The organism is Streptomyces sioyaensis (assembly GCF_004122735.1).
Taxonomy (GTDB): domain Bacteria; phylum Actinomycetota; class Actinomycetes; order Streptomycetales; family Streptomycetaceae; genus Streptomyces; species Streptomyces sioyaensis.
On the sequence record NZ_SDIF01000018.1, the window covers coordinates 58,999 to 76,049 of the forward strand.

14 protein-coding genes are annotated in these 17,051 nt (G+C 71.8%); 12 read left to right on the forward strand and 2 right to left on the reverse strand.

What is annotated here, in order from left to right; genetic code table 11:
- The first annotated feature begins 6 nt into the window (after positions 1–6).
- Both EST54_RS09165 and EST54_RS09170 read left to right on the forward strand, forming a co-directional pair.
- Positions 7–855: a helix-turn-helix transcriptional regulator gene (locus EST54_RS09165; RefSeq protein WP_275416012.1), complete on the forward strand. Its 849-nt coding sequence runs from the start codon at positions 7–9 to the stop codon at positions 853–855.
- A gap of 941 nt (positions 856–1,796) precedes the next feature.
- A complete protein-coding gene (locus EST54_RS09170; protein WP_129246899.1) occupies positions 1,797–4,676 on the forward strand; it encodes an ATP-binding protein in 2,880 nt (959 codons plus the stop codon).
- A 104-nt stretch (positions 4,677–4,780) separates the two neighbouring features.
- Here the strand turns inward: EST54_RS09170 and EST54_RS09175 are convergent, their stop codons facing one another.
- Complete coding sequence (locus EST54_RS09175; RefSeq protein WP_129246901.1) at positions 4,781–5,497, reverse strand: 4'-phosphopantetheinyl transferase family protein; 717 nt, start codon at positions 5,495–5,497, stop codon at positions 4,781–4,783.
- A 361-nt stretch (positions 5,498–5,858) separates the two neighbouring features.
- Here EST54_RS09175 and EST54_RS09180 point away from each other — a divergent pair, with 361 nt between their 5' ends.
- From EST54_RS09180 to EST54_RS09215, 8 genes are all read left to right on the forward strand, one after another.
- Complete coding sequence (locus EST54_RS09180; RefSeq protein ID WP_129246902.1) at positions 5,859–6,077, forward strand: DUF5988 family protein; 219 nt, start codon at positions 5,859–5,861, stop codon at positions 6,075–6,077.
- A 340-nt stretch (positions 6,078–6,417) separates the two neighbouring features.
- Positions 6,418–6,918 (forward strand): hypothetical protein, encoded by a 501-nt coding sequence (locus tag EST54_RS09185; protein ID WP_129246904.1) that lies wholly within the window; start codon positions 6,418–6,420, stop codon positions 6,916–6,918.
- A 17-nt stretch (positions 6,919–6,935) separates the two neighbouring features.
- Positions 6,936–7,382 carry a DUF2690 domain-containing protein gene (locus tag EST54_RS09190; RefSeq protein WP_129246905.1) on the forward strand — a complete coding sequence of 149 codons (447 nt, stop codon included), beginning with the start codon at positions 6,936–6,938 and terminating at the stop codon, positions 7,380–7,382.
- Between the two features lie 427 nt (positions 7,383–7,809).
- On the forward strand, positions 7,810–8,466 hold the full coding sequence (locus tag EST54_RS09195) for a hypothetical protein (protein WP_244942481.1): 657 nt from the start codon (positions 7,810–7,812) through the stop codon (positions 8,464–8,466).
- A complete protein-coding gene (locus EST54_RS09200; RefSeq protein ID WP_129246907.1) occupies positions 8,463–9,743 on the forward strand; it encodes a sensor histidine kinase in 1,281 nt (426 codons plus the stop codon). The genes EST54_RS09195 and EST54_RS09200 overlap by 4 nt, the downstream gene beginning before the upstream one ends.
- A gap of 205 nt (positions 9,744–9,948) precedes the next feature.
- Positions 9,949–12,033, forward strand: coding sequence for a SpoIIE family protein phosphatase (locus EST54_RS09205; protein WP_129246909.1), 2,085 nt, complete (start codon positions 9,949–9,951; stop codon positions 12,031–12,033).
- Positions 12,034–12,198: 165 nt separating this feature from the next.
- Positions 12,199–13,089, forward strand: coding sequence for an alkaline phosphatase family protein (locus tag EST54_RS09210; RefSeq protein WP_129246911.1), 891 nt, complete (start codon positions 12,199–12,201; stop codon positions 13,087–13,089).
- Positions 13,090–13,354: 265 nt separating this feature from the next.
- On the forward strand, positions 13,355–14,377 hold the full coding sequence (locus EST54_RS09215; protein ID WP_129246913.1) for a TolB family protein: 1,023 nt from the start codon (positions 13,355–13,357) through the stop codon (positions 14,375–14,377).
- A gap of 25 nt (positions 14,378–14,402) precedes the next feature.
- Here the strand turns inward: EST54_RS09215 and EST54_RS09220 are convergent, their stop codons facing one another.
- Complete coding sequence (locus tag EST54_RS09220) at positions 14,403–14,852, reverse strand: methyltransferase domain-containing protein (protein ID WP_239012525.1); 450 nt, start codon at positions 14,850–14,852, stop codon at positions 14,403–14,405.
- Positions 14,853–15,038: 186 nt separating this feature from the next.
- Here EST54_RS09220 and EST54_RS09225 point away from each other — a divergent pair, with 186 nt between their 5' ends.
- Positions 15,039–15,851 carry an SDR family NAD(P)-dependent oxidoreductase gene (locus EST54_RS09225; protein WP_129246915.1) on the forward strand — a complete coding sequence of 271 codons (813 nt, stop codon included), beginning with the start codon at positions 15,039–15,041 and terminating at the stop codon, positions 15,849–15,851.
- A gap of 184 nt (positions 15,852–16,035) precedes the next feature.
- Positions 16,036–16,467 carry a protein-tyrosine phosphatase family protein gene (locus EST54_RS09230; RefSeq protein WP_129246917.1) on the forward strand — a complete coding sequence of 144 codons (432 nt, stop codon included), beginning with the start codon at positions 16,036–16,038 and terminating at the stop codon, positions 16,465–16,467.
- Positions 16,468–17,051: the final 584 nt, after the last annotated feature.

The following is a 17,051-nucleotide window of genomic DNA, read 5'->3' on the forward strand; positions in this document are numbered from 1 at the left end:
GACCCGATGCCTCTGGCGGCGGCCCCTCACCCCCCGACCTCCCACACGCCGCGCGGGCCCGATCAGCCTGCCCTCGCGGCGGGGCGGCGCCCGCTTGAGCACCAACAAGCCTGTATGGCCAGCCTCGACGCCACGCTGGCGATCGTGGCCGCCGATGCGGAGTTCTTCCGGCTCTTCGGCCAGGACTCCACCGAAGCGTGTGGACGCAGCCTCTACTCGCTTTTGCACCCCAGCGCTCCCGCTCTGCTGAACCGGCACTTCGCCCGCCTGGCAGAGGGGCACCGCGCACGGTTCGTGGAACGGATGGTGGGCATCCGTGGCGAGGAGGTGCCGTTCTCGGGCGAACTGACCGGCATAGCGGTGCGCAGCGAATCGGAACAGGCACCGTCCTTCGTCGTGGTCGTGCGGCCCGACGACGAGTCGGCCTCGCCCACCGGCCAGGATGACGCGCCGGCCGGCCGCAGGCAGTTGCTCACCCAACTCGACGCGCAGATCCTCGAAGGCGTCGCGAGCGGCGCCTCCACCGTCCAACTGGCCGCCCGGCTCTACCTCAGCAGGCAGGGCGTGGAGTACCACGTCGGCCTGATGCTGCGTCGGCTCAAGGCGCCCAACCGCGCCGCGCTGGTCGCCCGGGCGCACTCCATGGGGATGCTCACCATTGGCAGTTGGCCGCCCAGGGTCCTCCCCGAGTTCGTGAAGGACACCGACAACCGCCGCAGCCGCAGCCGCCGGGCGGACGCTCCCCGGCCGCGCACCGCGGCCGCCTCCCGACGCGAGGCCTCGGTGCCTCGCACATCGCCGACCGTACCCGGCGCCCGGACCGCTCCGGGCATGCCCAACTCCCGGGCCTCATAAGGCTTCAGCACGGCCGGCAGCACAGTGGGGCGTCCCCGATGGGGCGCCCCCTCTCTGTTCCCCCGGCGCCCGATCTCCGTGCACCAGGGCGGCCGTTCCTCCTCCCCGCGCGGGAACCACTCCTCGGATGTAGGGAATTCCTCAACTGCCTTTGACGACAATGGAAATGTCGCCGACGCCGCCCTCGGGACCCGGGCCCCCGCGCTCCGAGGGCCTTGCTGGGACGGCGACGAGGCCGGCCTACGCCTCCGGCCGGAAGCACACCGGCTCCGTGTGGACAATCCCCCTCCTCACGGAGCCGGTGTTGCGTTGCGGGTCGGTGTTGCGTTGCGACGACCGGCGACTACGCGCGGTAGCCGGCCCATTCGCCTTCTCTTCACGGCCAGTTGTTGCAACGTCAAGTTCTTTCGCGCCCTGGTCGGCGCCGCCCCCGCCGCTGCGGCCGCAGAGCACCACTGGCGTCACCGCAGTCCGTCGAGCCGCACCGTGCACGGGTCTCACTCCTGGCCGGGCGCTCGGGCTAGAGTCAGCTCAGCTGGAAAGCGTCGTCGCCCGGGCTGACGTCACCGCCGGCCCGGGCACATTCCCCCGAGGGGAGATGTCCCGGCCCAGGTACGGGCAGTCGGCGCGTTGCGGCACGGCGCCCATGTGGCCCCGGGGAGACCTCTTCGCCCAAGCTTCGCCTGCCGGGCACCCGCGGAGGTCTTTTGTTCACCGCATATAGGAGAAACTGGAGAAAGTGTCCCTACGGGGAGAGGGCGAAGACACAGCCATGGACCGGCAGCATTTCTGTGCGCAGGGGCGCCGCCGCGGACCACGCGGGGGCTGTGCGGGGGCGGAGCGGCCGGTGGCCGGCGGCCGCGCGGATGCTGCACCCCTGCCCGTAGGGGACTGCCCGGCACGACCGTGCCGGGTGCAGATGCGGACAGAGGAGACTCCCGATGACCGACGGGATACCCACCGACGCGTTCGAATGCCAACGGGACCGGTTGACGCTCGTCAACCGCGAGGAGGAGATGGCCTCTCTCTCCGCCCTCGTGCAGGACGCCCGCGCCGGATCAGGCGGTATCGCGCTCCTGGAGGGCGTCGTCGGTATCGGGAAGAGTCTGCTGCTGGACAGGCTGGTGGCCACACTCCCCACCGAGAATCTGCACGCACTTGAGGCCCGGTGTGACGCGCTGGAGCGCGACTTCCCGTTCGGTGTCGTGCGCCAGCTCTTCGAACCGCTGCTGGCCACCCTCGACGAACCGCGGCTCTCCCGGCTGCTGGCGGGCAGTGCGCGGTCGGCCGCGCAGGCGCTGAGCGGTGAGACGCTGCCGGGCGACGCCATGCTGTCCAGCGAGGACATGTCGTACGCCGTGCTGCACGGGCTGTACTGGTTCACCTGCAATCTGGCGGCGGAGGCGCCGCTCGTGATCGTGGTCGACGACGCGCACTGCGCCGATATGGCCTCGCTGCGCTTCCTGACCCACCTCGCCCGCCGGATCGAGGGCCTGCCCATTCTGCTGGTGCTGTCCCAGCGCACCGGCGACGAGGCGACGGACGCCGCGCTCCTCGGTGACATCGCGGGACAGCCGCTCTGCCGGGTGCTGCGGCCCGGTCCGCTGGACTGCCACGGGGTCGGCCATCTGGTGAAGACCGTCTTCGGCCATGAGGCGGACGACGAGTTCCACGAGGCCTGCCGGGCGATCACCGGCGGTATCCCCCTGCTCGTGCACTCCCTGCTGAGCGTGCTGCGGCTCGGCGGCCGGCCGCCCACGGTCGACAGTCTGCAGTACATCTCCGCGCAGGACGGCGCCTTCTTGCACGAGGCGGTGCGGGCCGTCCTGCAGAGTCAGCCCGAGTCCACCGCGGCGGCGGCCCTCGCCCTGGCCGTGATGGGCGACGACGCCCTTCCGGAGGTGTGCGCACGGCTGGCCGGGCTGGATGACGCGACCCACTCGGCCGCGATGCGGGCCCTGCGCTCCAACGGACTGGTCTCGGAGGTCGACGACGGCCGGAGATGGTCCTTCAACCACGGGCTGATCAGGGAAGTCATCGTGGCGGACCTGGCGCCCGAGCAGCTCGCGCAGGCGCATCAGCGCGCGGCCCGTCTGCTGCTGGACGCGGGGGCGCGGGTCGAGCAGGTGGCCGGCCATCTGCTGCTGACCACCCTGCCGGCTACCGAGGACTGGGCGGTGAGCGTGCTGCGGGAAGCCGCCCGGGAGGCGTCGTTCCGTGGCGCCCCGGCGCTGGCGGTGGATCTGCTGCGGCGCTGTCTTCCCGCGCAGGGGCAGCCGCCGGAGGACACCTCGGTCCTGGTGGAGCTGGGTCTGGCCGAGGCGAGCGTGGACCCGCAGGCGAGCGTCCGGCATCTGCAGGCCGCACTGCCCCACGTCCATGAGCCGTCGCTGCGCTTCCGTGTGCTCAGTTCGCTGGCCAGCGGCCTGGTCCGCAGTGGGCAGTCCCTCCAGGCGGTGCGGCTGCTCGCCGATCAGGCTCCGTCGGTCCACGACGCCGATCTGCAGCGCCTTCTGGAGGGGCAGCGGCTGATGGCGTCGGCCGAGGACCTCAAGAGCCTCGCGGTGACCCTGCGGGAGTATCCGTTCGACATCAGCCGGCCCGGCAACACCCCCGGTGAGCGGGCCCTGATCGCCGCGGGCGCCGGCCTGTGCTCGGTGCGCGCGGACCGGGCTCAGGAGTCGGCCGCCGCGGCCCGCCGGGTGCTGGAGAGCAGCGTGCCCGGTATCGACTCGCCGTTCTTCCTGACCACGGCGGCGACGGCACTGCTGTACGCGGGGCTGCCGGACGAGGCGGACGCCGCCTATCAGCGCATCCTCGACGCCACCCGGCAGAGCCAGCGGCTGTTGCTGTACGGCCTGTGCCTGTCGCTGCGGGCCGAGGCGCGGTACCGGCTGGGGGCGCTGTCCGAGTCGCTGGCGGCCACCCGGTCGGCGCTGAATGTGGTGCCGCCCAGCCACTGGGGCCGCACGCTGGCGCTGCCGGTCGCGACCCAGGTGCATGCGCTGATCGACTGCGGTGACCTCCCCGGCGCCGATGCGGCGGCCTCCCAGGCCTTCCCGTCGACGAGTCTGGACACCTGGCAGTGGAACGAATTCCTGTGTGCGAGGGGGCGGCTGCGGCTCGCTCATCAGGATCCGAAAGGGGCACTGGCGGATCTCCTGGAAGCCGGCAGACGGCAGCAGGAGTGGACCCGGACGAGTCCCGCCGTGTCGTCCTGGTGGTCGTGGGCCGGCCGTGCCCATCTCGCGCTGGGGGCGCTCTCGCCCGCCCGGGAACTCGCTGAGGACGCGGTGGAACGCGCCCGGAAGGGGCGGCTGACCGATGCGCTGGGTGCCGGTCTGCGGCTCCTGGCGACGACCGAGAGCGGCCCCCGGAAGCTAGGCATGCTGGAGGAGGCGCTGTCCGCCCTCGACGGTTCCCCGGCGCGGCTCGAACTGGCGCACACGCTGGTCGACTACGGCTCCGCGCTCCATGCGTGCGGACACACGGAGTCGGCACGCGAGACGCTGCGCCAGGGGCTCGATCTGGCGTATTCGCTCGGCGCGGCCCGGCTGCGCGTCCGGGCCAATGACGCGCTGCTGGCCACCGGTGCCCGTCCGCGCCGGGTCACGTCGAGCGGGGTGGAGTCGCTGACCCCGAGCGAGGCCCAGGTGGCACGGATGGCCGCGGTGGGGGACACGAACCGGGAGATCGCCGAGGAGCTGTTCGTGACCCAGCGCACCGTCGAGCAGCATCTGACGTCCGTGTACCGCAAGCTCGGGGTGTCCGGGCGCCGGGGCCTGGGTGCGTTCCTCGACCCCGAACGGGCGGCGAAGTGACGTCGCGGCCGTAGGGCGTCCGGGCGCCGTGCCGCGGGGAGCGGTCCGCCCTCTCACCGTGCTCGGCCGTCCCCGGTCCATGGCGGCCGGGGCGCAGCGGCCGGTCACCGCGCGGTGTCCGTAGCGGCCCCGGACCCGTGCGCCGGGCTCGTCGGCCCTCCGTGGGCGGCGGGGACGACGACCGAGGTCACGATCAGGCCCGCCCGCACGGCCCAGCGTCCCTGGAAGCCGGTCAGCACCTCGTCGCCGAGCGGCCATCCGGGCACCAGCAGCCGCGCGGTGAAGGTCCCGTCGTCCGGGTCGAAGGAGAGGAATGCGTCCTCGAATTCCAGCGGGCGCCCGGTCATCGGGAACCACGCCTTGTACACGGACTCCTTGGCGCTGAACAGCATCCGGTCCCAGGGCAACGGCCGTGCACCGGACGGGCCGTGGGGAAGCCCGGCGCGTTCCCCGGGCAGCGCCACGGCCTCCAGGACCCCATCCGGCAGCGGCTGCGCCGGCTCGGCATCGACGCCGAGGGCGCGCACCTGTGTGGACCGTGCGACGACCGCGGCGGCGTACCCCTCGCAGTGGGTGACGGCGCCGACGAGCCCGGACGGCCAGCGCGGTTCCCCGCGCGGTCCCGGCAGGATCGGTACGGGCGGCGCGCCGAGCCCGGCCATCGCCCGGCGGGCACACCAGCGGCCCGCCGCGAATTCGTGTTTGCGCTTGTCGACCGCGCGGGAGACGTGCGACTCCTCCTCGGGCAGGAGCGCCCCGGCCGGCGGTTCACCGAAGAGCTCCACCGCGGAGACCGTCTCCGGCAGTAACTCGTCGATCATCGCGGTGTCTCCTGTCTGTGCGCCGGTGAGGATGCGCCTCGCTGGGCTTCGGCGTGGAGCAGTACCTCACGGCGCTGCAGGGCCCGACACTAGAGCGCGTGGCCGGACGGAACCACCGCACCGACCGGCCACACCTCAAGTCCCGGGGAAATGCCCAGACTTTCCGCGTCGTGCGGAGCCGTTCGGCAGCGCGGGCCGACGGCCGGCGTCGGTGCCGGTGGAGCACACCGGCCGGCGGTGCCCGGAGTCCGGCCCTTTAGGGGTTTCCCGAGCATCGCGCTGCTCCAATGGCGGCAGCGGTTCGTCACCCCGAAAATCGGTCGTTACGCAGTCGGACGGGCTCGAAGAAGGGCAGTTGACCATGCTGATGAACGAAATGAACGCACTGCTTCGTGGGGGCCCCACCACCTACGTCGCAGAAGAGGAGCGGGTGCGCTATGTGCCGGACATGACGTCCCCGCTCAAGCTGCTCTGCGGAAACCGCTATGAGCATTTCGAGCCGACGGCGGAACGGGTCCGGCAGGACGGTCATACGCTCCGGGTATTCGTCTGGACGGGCTGCACCTACGTGGCCGAGTAACTCCGCCGGCCGGAGGCGAGCCGGGTGCCCGAAGGACGTACGGGCACCCGGCTCGCCTTTCCGTGCCGGAACGGGCGGCGGGCGCCGCGGCGCTCCCGTCGCGAAGGGCGCCCGCCGTCCCACGATCTCCTCAGGGGCCCCGACGTCCCAGCAGCTCAGCGCCCATGGCGTCCCACGCGTTCCCTTCCTGGCCGGCGACGGTGTTCCCCCGGCCGCCCCGGCGACATGCTCGGTGGCGAGGTGAGCGGCGAGGTCCGGCTCGTACCGGCCGTCCGATGACGGTCCCCGCGGTGCGAGTCCGGCCGTGCCCGCCTCGAACCGTCCTCATGAAGGGAACTCGATGCTGTCCACACACCTGTCTGCCCGCGGCCGCCTTGCCGCTGTCGCGCTGACCGCGGTCGCGGTCGTCGCGCCCCTCGTCACCGCGGACGCCGCGGCCGCCAGCGGTACGAAGCTGACCCAGGCCCAGGCCGCCCGGAAGCTGCGGGCGGCCGGCATCAGCTGGACCTCCAGCGGTCACTGCTCGGACCGCAACAACCGCCGGTGCACGTCCTTCTCCCGGATCAACTCCGGCACGGTCAACGGGATCATCACCTTCAAGCGTGCCAGTCACTGTGCGGTCACCATCACCGGCGGCACCGAGACCGGTCATGCGTCGGGCAGGCTGAGCCACTGGAACGGCTACAAGGTCGACATCGCCCCGACCGCTTGTGTCACCAACTACATCAAGCACGCCTTCCGGTACGCCGGCAGGCGCGGGGACGGCGCACCCATGTACAAGTCCTCCGCGGGCAACATCTACGCCCGGGAGAGCAGCCACTGGGACATCACCTACCTGTGACGGGAGGACAAGACCTCATGAGCACCCGAATACGCCTCGCGGTCACCGCGGCCGCCGCCCTCCTGATGACCGGATCCCTGACCGTGCCCGTGTACGCGGCTCCCGCCGAGGTCACCGCGCAGTGCTCGGGCAGCGGTTGCGCCGGGAAGAGCCCGTCGAGCACCGGCTGCGACCGTCATGCGCGCACCGTCCGCCGCGACGCGATGCTCGGCCCGCTGCTCGAACTGCGGTACAGCCCCACCTGTCGTGCGGCATGGGTGCGCGTGACCCATGCGCGGGCCGGTGACCGTATCGAGGCGCGGAACAAGCGCGGTGCTGCCTGCCGGCACCCCTCGTGTTACGCGGCGAAGGTGGCCGCCGGCCGGACCTCCGCGTACACCGCCATGGTCAACGACAAGGGCATCAAGGCCTGGGGCTGTCTGGAACGGCGGAACGGCAACATGGTGTGCACGGACTGGTACTGATTCCGACCCTCCGGGCACGAAGACGGGCTCGGTGCCCCTCAAGTGAGGGCGGTGGAGCGGCTGTTGGCCGTGGATGATGCCGGGTGCCGGGGCTTCTGACGCCTCGGCACCCTCCCCTTTTCAGCGAGTTCTGCTTCGCCGAACGGCGTCCGGTCCATTCCGCCCCTGGAGGGCGGCAGGCCCCCGGGCCGACCTGTGAGCATTTCGAAGCGCGTTTGCCCGGTCACGGTCACGGAAATCCGCCGGGCGGGCGCGCCCTTTGTCACGGCATATCCTTTCGTTACACTTCCGCGGGATTGCTGCAATAGTGAGCAGCCACCATCGTGTGTCTCATGACCTTCCCGCTGAACCGACTGGAAATGCTGTGTCCCTCCCCCGCTCCCGGCCGGCTCCCGGTCGTATACGGGTCCTGCCGCCGGTTCTCGGCGTGGCGGTCGGGGGCCTGCTGCTGAGCGGGTGCACGGAAGGGACCGGAGAGCCCAAGAGCGCGGGGCGTACCGCGGCCGCCTCGGCTCCCGCGCGGCTGTGGCCCGACCGCTCGCCGGCCCCGCAGCCCTCCACCGACGAGGTGGGTGCGCGCGAGCGGCCCTCGCCGCTGCGCGGGGTGCCCCGCGTCCGGTCCGGTGACATCCGCACGGTGCCGCTGCTCACCATCGTCAAGGCGCAGGTCCATGCGGGCTCCGAGGTCAAGGGCTCACCGGAGTTCGACCCGGCCGTCACGGAGAAGATCGAGCACTGTGCCACGGACCGGAAGCGGTGCCCCGTACGGGCTCCTCAGTACCGGGATCTGAACGACGACGGCAAGGACGAGCTGATCGTCGGCATCGAAGCCACGAACCACGTCCTGGCGCTGTGGGTCTTCACGCTCAAGGACGGAGTGGTGACCCGGATCATGGACGCCGACACCACACCGCTGTCGGTGGAAGTGACCGGCGGGGACGTGATCCTGCGGGAGCCGACCGGGACGCCCGGCTACGACATGCGCACGGTCTACTCCTGGGACAAGCGCACCCAGTCCATGATCCTCCGGGTCATGGAATTCGATGAGGTCGCTCGGACCGCGTCCCCGAAGAGCGCGTCGTGAGCGCCGGTCGGTCCGCGCGCCGGCGGCTGTTCGCGTGGACGGCGACGCTGCGGTGGAAGGCCGCCTTCTTCACCGTCGTCATGTGCTGTTTCCTCGCCACGGTGCTCGGTGTACTGGTCCATGTCCTGGTCGGCCGGCAGACCGCGGACCAGGCGCGCGAAGCGGTCCTGGTCGAGCTGGACACGGCCGTCGAGGCGTACGTCGACGGTGAGTCCCTCGGCCGCAATGCGGCGGTGAACCCCCCGGATCTGCCGCCGGCGCTGCGCGAGATGGCGCGGCGGGGCGAGCGCGGCACCCAGCTCGGCCGGCACGGCGACCAGCAGGTGATGTGGGCGGTGGCGCCGGCCGACGGCACCGCGCTGGCCGTCCGCCAGGACTACACCCAGCGGGCCGCGGTCCTTCAGGGGCTGGACCGCGCCATCATCGGCTCCGCGGCCGTCGCGATCTTCCTGACGCTGCTCGTCGGGCTGTACGCGGCTTCGGGCGTCACCCGTCGGCTGCACCGCACCGCGCAGGTGGCGCGCAGGATCAGCAACGGGGATCTCGACGCCCGGGTGGACGACCCCCGCGGCCTGCGCCCGGGGTACGCGCGGGACGAACCCGCCGCCGTGGCCGCCGCGCTCGACGCGATGGCCGCGAGTCTGCAGACCAAGCTGAACAGTGAACAGCGTTTCACCGCCGATGTGGCCCATGAGCTGCGCACTCCGCTCACCGGTCTGCATGCGGCCGCCGAGCTGCTGCCGCCCGGCCGGCCCACCGAAATGGTGCAGGAACGGGTCGGGGCCATGCGCCGGCTGACCGAGGACCTGCTGGAGATCTCCCGGCTCGACGCGGAGGTGGAGCGCGCCGACCTCGATGTGCATGCGCTGGGGCCGCTGGCCGAGCGCGCGGTCCGGGCCACGGGGCTGGCGGCCGAGGTGCGGGTCGTGCGGGACACCCGGGTGGAGACCGATCAGCGCAGGCTGGAGCGCGTCCTGGGGAACCTCGTCGGCAATGCGCACAAGCACGGCCGTCCGCCGGTGACGGTGACCGTGGACGGGCCGGTGATCACCGTACGGGATCACGGCGACGGCTACCCCGAGGAGCTGCTCACCCACGGCCCCCAGCGGTTCCGGAGCCGGCCCGGCGGCGGGAAGCAGACCGGGCACGGTCTGGGGCTGACCATCGCCATGGGGCAGGCCCGGGTGCTCGGCACCACGCTGCGGTTTGCGAACGCGCCCGACGGCGGGGCCGTCGCCGAAGTCACCGTCGCCCCGGAGGAACCGGCCGCGCACTGACCGGGGACGCCGCGCGGAGGGGGCGTGCCGCGGGCCGGTCAGCCCGCGGCGGGTCCGGCGGGTCGTCCGGGCGCCGCCCGGTGAAGCTGCGGGAGCCACCGGTGTCGAGAGAGGATGAAGGCACCCCTGGTCTTCAGGGGTGTCGGGTGATCGACGCCAGAGGGGCCGTACGTCGTTGCGGCGGGCGGTATCAGGAGCGGCTGGTATGGACACCGAGGGGATCCCGGCCGATCGCGGCCCGTCCGAGGGCCGCTTCTCGGCCGGGCCGCCGCCGCCCCGTGGCCTGCTGGACGTGCTGGCCGTCGCGGCGGTCGTCCTCGACGCGTCCGGGCGGATCGTGCTCTGGAGCCCGCAGGCCGAGCAGCTCCTCGGCTACACCGCGCGGGAGGCGCTCGGCCGGTACGCGGCCCGGCTGCTGGTGGCCGAGAAGGACTTCGACCGGGTGCTGGAGCTGTTCGCCCAGGTGATGGAGAGCGGGGAGACCTGGGCCGGGATCTTCCCCGTCCGGCACAAGGACGGCAGTACCCGGCTGCTGGAGTTCCGCAATATGCGGCTCACCGATGGCAGCGGCGACGTCTACGCCCTCGGGCTCGCGACCGACCAGGAGACCCTGCGCCAGGTGGAGCGGGATGTGGCGCTCTCCACCCGTCTGGTCTCGCAGTCGCCCATCGGTCTGGCCGTGCTGGACACCGACCTGCGCTACGTGGCCGTCAATCCGGCGCTGGAGCGCATCAACGGCATTCCCGCCGAGGCGCACATCGGCCTGCGGGTCCGCGAGGCGCTGCCCTTCCTCGACGCCGAGGCGGTCGAGGCGGTGATGCACGAGGTGCTGGCCACCGGTGTCCCGCAGGTCGATCAGTCGGTCGTGGGCCGGACCCCCGCCGACCCCGACCACGATCATGCCTGGTCGGCGTCGTACTACCGGCTGGAGGCTCCGGGCGGCACCCTCCTGGGGGTGGCCGTATCGGTGATCGACGTCACCGACCGGCACCGGGCGGCCACCGAGGCGTACCACGCCCGCCAGCGGCTGGCGCTCATCGCCGATGCCTCGGTGCTCATCGGCACCACTCTCGATCTTGAGCAGACCGCCCGGGAGCTCGCCGACATCGTCGTCCCGGACCTCGCGGACCTGGCCGCCGTCGACATCCTCGACACCACCCTGCACCCCTACCCCGGCCCGGAAGCCTCCACGGCCGGACCGTCGGTGTTCCGTGCGCTGGCGGTGGCGGCGGCCTACGACACGGAAGCGGTCGCCGCCGCCGACCCCGTCGGCGAACCCGCCCGCTACGAGGCGGACCGGCTGGTCACCCGATGTGTCACCACCGGCACCCCCGTCCTGGTACCGCATGTCACCCCGGACGAGCTGCCGCGGATCGCCCGCGACGCGGAGGCCGCCGCCCGGCTGGCCCGTGCCGGGCTGCACTCGTACATGGCGGTGCCGCTGATCGCCCGCGGCACCGTGCTCGGCGCGCTCGATCTCAAGCGCCTGCGCAATCCGCTGCCGTTCGACGACGACGACCTCGTGCTGGCCGGCGAGCTGGCCAACCGGGCCGCGGTGTCCATCGACAACGCCCGCTGGTACCAGCGCGAACGCACCACTGCCCTCACCCTCCAGCGCACCCTGCTGCCGCAGCGTCCGGAGTCCCAGCCGGGGCTGGAGATCGCCTCCCGCTATCAGCCCGCCGGAGCGGCCAGCGAGGTCGGCGGCGACTGGTACGACGTGATCCCGCTGGCCGACGACAAGACCGCCCTGGTGGTCGGCGATGTGATGGGCAGCGGCATCAACGCGGCCGCCACCATGGGCCAACTGCGCAACACCACCCGCGCGCTGGCAGATCTCGGGCTGGACCCCGCGCAGGTCCTCCAGCACGTCGACCGCAGCAGCACCGGTCTGGAACAGGCCATCGCGACCTGCGTCTACGCCGTCCACGACCCGCACCGCGGCGAGTGCCGCATCGCCACCGCCGGCCATCTGCCCCCCGTTGTCGTCCGGCCCGGCCGGGCTCCCGAACTCCTGGAGCTGCCCACCGGTGCCCCGCTCGGCGTGGGTGACGTCACCTTCCACGCGACCACCGTCGCCCTGGCCCCGGGTGACCAACTCGTCCTCTACACCGACGGCCTGGTCGAAACCCGGGACCAGGACATCGACACCCGGCTCCAGGTGCTGCTCGGCCTGCTGGACACCCCCCGGCTGAGTCTGGAGGAGACCTGCGACCACCTCCTGCGCACCCTGCGGCACCCCGACGACTACGACGATGCCGCCCTGCTCATCGCCCGCGCCGTCGGCTGACCACGGCCCGGCCGTGGCGGGAAGTGCGCGCCGTACATGGCCGATTGTGGTGGGGCAAGCGTTCTTCTGGTCTTCACTTACCGGACCCGGCCGACAGCCCGCACGGCTTCTAAGGTTACGGCGCCCCACCCCCCGCGCTCGTCACTTCTGTCCAGGAGGACAGTCATGACCGACCACCAGGCTCCCCCTCGCCGTCGTCGCACCCTCACCGCACTGGCCGGGGCCATGGCCCTCACCGCCGCCTCGCTCGGCCTGTGGGCGGCCACCGGCTCCACCGCCCAGGCCGCCGGTCTTCCGGCCCCCGACCACGTCGTGGTCGTGGTGCTGGAGAACCACGCGTACTCGCAGGTGATCGGCAGCTCCAGCGCGCCGTACATCAACAACACGCTCAAGGCGGGTGGCGCCAACCTCACCCAGTCGTTCGCCCTGACCCACCCCAGTGAGCCGAACTACTACATGCTCTTCTCCGGCTCCAACCAGGGTCGTACCGACGACAGCTGCGTCGGCGTCGGTTCGCTGAACGCGGCCAACCTCGGTTCCGAGCTGATCGCCGCCGGAAAGACCTGGGCCAGCTACAACGAGTCGCTGCCCAGCCAGGGTTCGACGGTGTGCAGCAGCGGCCAGTACGCACAGAAGCACAACCCCTGGTTCGGCTTCTCCAACGTGCCGACGAGCACCGCGAAGACCATGACGCAGTTCCCGACGGACTTCACCACCCTGCCGAAGGTCTCCTTCGTGGTGCCGAACCTGTGCAACGACATGCACGACTGCTCGGTGTCCACCGGCGACACCTGGCTCAAGAACAATCTGGACGCCTACGCCACCTGGGCGAAGACCCACAACAGCGTCCTGGCGGTGACCTTCGACGAGGACAACAAGCAGTCGGGCAACCGCATCCCCACGGTCCTGTACGGAGAGCACGTCGCTCCGGGCAGCTCCGTCAGCACCACCTACAACCACTACAACCTGCTGCGCACGGTGGAGGACCTGGCCGGTCTGACCACCCACGCCGGCAACGCCGCGGGTGCCTCCGACATCACCGGCATCTGGAACTGACGCAGGTGGCCGCGGCACGGCCGTCGGCCGTGCCGCGACGCGTCACGCACCGGTCCCCGTACCGGTGTGGCCGGTGCCCCGGCCGGGCATCACTGGAGGTGCCGGGCCGGGAGCTCCACTGAACTCCAGCCGGTGGCAAGCCAGTTGGTGCCACCACCGCTCAACTCGCGGGCTGCCCTCCTGGTGCTCGCCGGGATCGCCACCGTGCCGGCCGCCGGCGCCGTGCGGGCCCGCTCGCGCTCCGTACCGACGATGAGGTGTCCGCATGAACCGCACCACCCGCCTGGTCATCCTGCTGGCCGCCGTTGTCCTGCTCGGGACGGTGGGCACCGTGGCGGTGCTGCGTGCCGCCGACCGGTCCGGCACGCGCGACCAGGACCAGGCGGGTGGTCCGCCGGTACGGACCGGTGCCGTCGCGCTGCAACCGTCCGGCGGGCGTGAGCTGTTGGTGCGCAACCTCGCCTGGGGCCCGCACCGTGACGAGATCGCCGCCGTACCCGCCGACCGGCCGGCGGGGCCGCGCACCGTTTCCGGCGTCAAGTGCCTGCGCTTCCACGCGGCCGCGGGCACCGGCATCTGCCTGCAGGCCGAGCACGGCGCCCTCCAGGACACCTACCGGGCCGTCGTCCTCGACTCCCATCTGCACGAACGCCACCGCTTCCCGGCCGCCGGCATCCCCACCCGCGCCCGGGTCTCGCCGTCCGGCCACCTGGTCGCATGGACCGTCTTCGTCAGCGGGGACTCCTACGCGGGCACGAACTTCTCCACCCGCACCGCCCTCGTCGACACCCGCACCTGGGCGATCGACACCAACCTGGAGTCCTTCGCCGTCACCAAGGACGGCCGGCCGTACCACGCCTCCGACATCAACATCTGGGGCGTCACCTTCGCCGACGACCACCGCTTCTACGCCACCCTGGCGACCGGCGGCCGGACCTATCTCGTCCGGGGCGATGTCACCGCCCGCACCCTGACCACCCTGCACCGCAACGTCGAATGCCCCTCCCTCTCCCCCGACGGCACCCGCCTCGCGTACAAGAAGCGGGTGGCCCACGCCTCCTCCGACGCCCCCTGGCGGCTGTACGTGCTCGACCTGCGCACCATGACCGAAACCGCAACCGCCGAGCACCGCTCCCTCGACGACCAGGCACTGTGGGCCAACAACTCCACCCTGGTCTACGCCCTTGCCGGCGACTACGGCTCCGACCTGTGGACCGTCCCGGCCAACGGCAAGGGGACCCCGCGCCGGCTGATGACCTCCGCCCTGGCGCCGGCCTATCTGGGGTGAGGGGGCCGTCGGCCGTCCGGCAGCGCTACGGGTTCCAGTCCTCCCAGGCGCGGGCCTGCGGGTGCCGTGTCTCGAAGGCGAAGCGGCCACCCGCGCGCAGCGCCGCCCGGATCGCGGCAAGAGAGGCCCGCAATTCGTCGTCGCTGACCAGGCACTGGAAGGCGTGACCGGTCATCGTCGCGAGGTCGAACGCGGCCTGCCGTGCCGCGTCCGCCGCGGTGCCCTCGACCCACTCGATGTCGGCGCGACGCCGGGCCCGGGCAAGCGCGGCACGGTCCGGGTCGAGGCCGGCGAGACGTCCGGTGTGACCGTGCTCGCGCGCCCAGTGCAGCATGGCGCCGGTCCCGCAGCCGACGTCCAGCACCGAGTCCGCGGCCCCCACCAACTCGTCGTAGAAGCGATCGCTGGGCCGGCTGTCGGGTTCCCACGGATTCAGCAGGTCATACAGCGCGGCGGCATCTGCGTCCGAGAACATCAGGACAGTATCCACGCGCCGTCGTCCGAACCCAACGGAGCCCACATTCCGTCCATGGAAAGGAACTTGGCGGCGGGCGAGGCGGTATCCGTCGCCTTCTCACCGGGTACGACGGCGGCTGGTGGTCGCAACACCAGGCTCAGCGCACACTCCCGTACAGCGAGCCGTCGGGTCATGATCACGGGCATGAGCCCACACACCACCTTGATCACCGGCGCGACCCAGGGCCTGGGCCGCGGTATCGCGCTCGACCTGGCCACCCGTGGCGGCACCCTGCTGCTGCACGGCCGCGACCGCACTCGTCTCGATGCCGTCGCGGAGGAGGTGCGGGCCGCCGCGCCGGACACCACCGTCCGCACCTACCTCGCCGACCTGGCCGACCTCGACCAGGTCCATGCGATGGCCGCCCGGATCCGCGCGGCCGAGCCCCGGCTCGACGCACTGGTCAACAACGCCGTCGCGGGCGGGGGCGCCGAGCCGCTGCGACGGGAGCTGAGCCGGCAGGGCCATGAACTGCGGTTCGCCGTGAACCACCTTGCCCCCTACGCCCTCATCCGCGATCTGCTCCCGCTGCTCATCGCCTCGGCCCCGGCCCGCGTGGTCAATGTCGCGTCGATCGGACAGGAGGCCATCGAGTTCGACAACGTCATGCTGGAGCACGACTACGAGGGACTGCGCGCCTACTGCCGCAGCAAGCTGGCGATGATCATGGCGACGTTCGAGCTGGCCGCCGAACTCGACGGCACCGGTGTCACGGTGAACACCCTTCACCCGGCCCATCTGATGGACACCGAGGGCGTGCGCGCCTACGGACTGACGCCCGCCGTGGGCGTCGAGGAGGGAGTGCGGCCAACCGTACGCCTGCTCCTCGACCCCGACCTCGAATCCACCACGGGCCGCTACTTCGACCGCTTCACCGACACCCGGGCGCACGACCAGGCATACGACCCCCGGGCCCGGGAACGGCTGATGAGTCTGACGCACGCCCTCATCGACTGAGTTCGCCCTTATGCGCCGTGATATGCGAACTCCCTCTCCGAACAGGTGAGTTGACCAACTCCTGCGAGGAGTACGGCCCAGAGCGCGGCGGTACGTCCAGGAGAGCTCGGGCCGGCTGCCGAAGAAGGGCATCGGGGGCGACGGGGGCGACCGCCGTACACCCGCCCGGCACTACAGTGAGCGGGTGACCGAGACCTGGAGAGCGAGCGACCCGGGAGTTCTGCGGCTTCCCTCCGGACGTCTGGTCCGGGGGCGCGCGCTGCGCCGACCGCTGCCGGACGGACCGACGCCGCACTTCACCGTCTGCCTTCTCGGCAAGCAGCCTCCTCCTCTCCCCTGGGAAGTCCGGTGGCTGCGCTGGCCGGACTTCCGGCTGCCCAGCAACCGTACGGAGGCGCAAGCGACCCTCCGCGAGGCGTGGGCCCGTGCCGAGGGCGAACGCGTGGAGGTCGCCTGCGGCGGTGGCCGTGGGCGCACCGGCACCGCCCTGGCCTGTCTCGCGGTCCTGGACGGCGTACCGGCCGGCCAGGCCGTGGAGTTCGTGCGCCGGCACTATGACGCCCACGCCGTCGAAACCCCCTGGCAAAAGCGCTACGTCCGCCGCTTCGCCGACTGACCACCCCCGCCGCCCCGCCTCGCGCCGGGAGCTCCGCCTGCGAGAAGCCGGCATGAAGGGCTGGCGCACCTCGCGGGCGGCCCGCAACGTGCGTATCGCCCGGGCCTTCTCAGGCGTCGCCGCCCGGCCCGGATGCCACCACCGGATGCGGCTGACGTCCTCCAGGTCGGCAGCTCTCTCCTCCGGCACCGCACCCGCAATGCCCCACAAGAGTGACCCAAACCCTCACGAGTGAATCGAACGCGGTGCTCTCACACGCCGCCGAACTCCCGCTTGGCTTTACACCTCCATGTCGAATTCGCATTCGATGATTCGCCCCTGAATCCCCGTTACGGGCACCGATCAGGGCCGTTTTCTCGATTGTCAGTACCACCCTCTCCGTCCTGGAGGAATCGTGCATCCCGTACCTGTACTCACCCGTGCTCACGCCCTGTTCGAGAACGCTCCCGGCCTCGCCTCCACGGGCCGGCTCACGGTTGACGCCGCCGCGCGCCACTGCTTCGGGTCAGCACGCCCGTCACCGCGTTGGTGGGCATGAGTAGCCGGCGCTTCCCTCCCGCGAGGCCGCGCGCGGGGGCCGGGCT

Bases quoted from the DNA above. Each gene is read 5' to 3' on its own strand.
- EST54_RS09165 (WP_275416012.1), top strand. From the start codon at position 7: ATGCCTCTGGCGGCGGCCCCTCACCCCCCGACCTCCCACACGCCGCGC.
- EST54_RS09170 (WP_129246899.1), top strand. From the start codon at position 1,797: ATGACCGACGGGATACCCACCGACGCGTTCGAATGCCAACGGGACCGG.
- EST54_RS09175 (WP_129246901.1), bottom strand. From the start codon at position 5,497: ATGATCGACGAGTTACTGCCGGAGACGGTCTCCGCGGTGGAGCTCTTC.
- EST54_RS09180 (WP_129246902.1), top strand. From the start codon at position 5,859: ATGCTGATGAACGAAATGAACGCACTGCTTCGTGGGGGCCCCACCACC.
- EST54_RS09185 (WP_129246904.1), top strand. From the start codon at position 6,418: ATGCTGTCCACACACCTGTCTGCCCGCGGCCGCCTTGCCGCTGTCGCG.
- EST54_RS09190 (WP_129246905.1), top strand. From the start codon at position 6,936: ATGAGCACCCGAATACGCCTCGCGGTCACCGCGGCCGCCGCCCTCCTG.
- EST54_RS09205 (WP_129246909.1), top strand. From the start codon at position 9,949: ATGGACACCGAGGGGATCCCGGCCGATCGCGGCCCGTCCGAGGGCCGC.
- EST54_RS09210 (WP_129246911.1), top strand. From the start codon at position 12,199: ATGACCGACCACCAGGCTCCCCCTCGCCGTCGTCGCACCCTCACCGCA.
- EST54_RS09215 (WP_129246913.1), top strand. From the start codon at position 13,355: ATGAACCGCACCACCCGCCTGGTCATCCTGCTGGCCGCCGTTGTCCTG.
- EST54_RS09220 (WP_239012525.1), bottom strand. From the start codon at position 14,852: ATGTTCTCGGACGCAGATGCCGCCGCGCTGTATGACCTGCTGAATCCG.
- EST54_RS09225 (WP_129246915.1), top strand. From the start codon at position 15,039: ATGAGCCCACACACCACCTTGATCACCGGCGCGACCCAGGGCCTGGGC.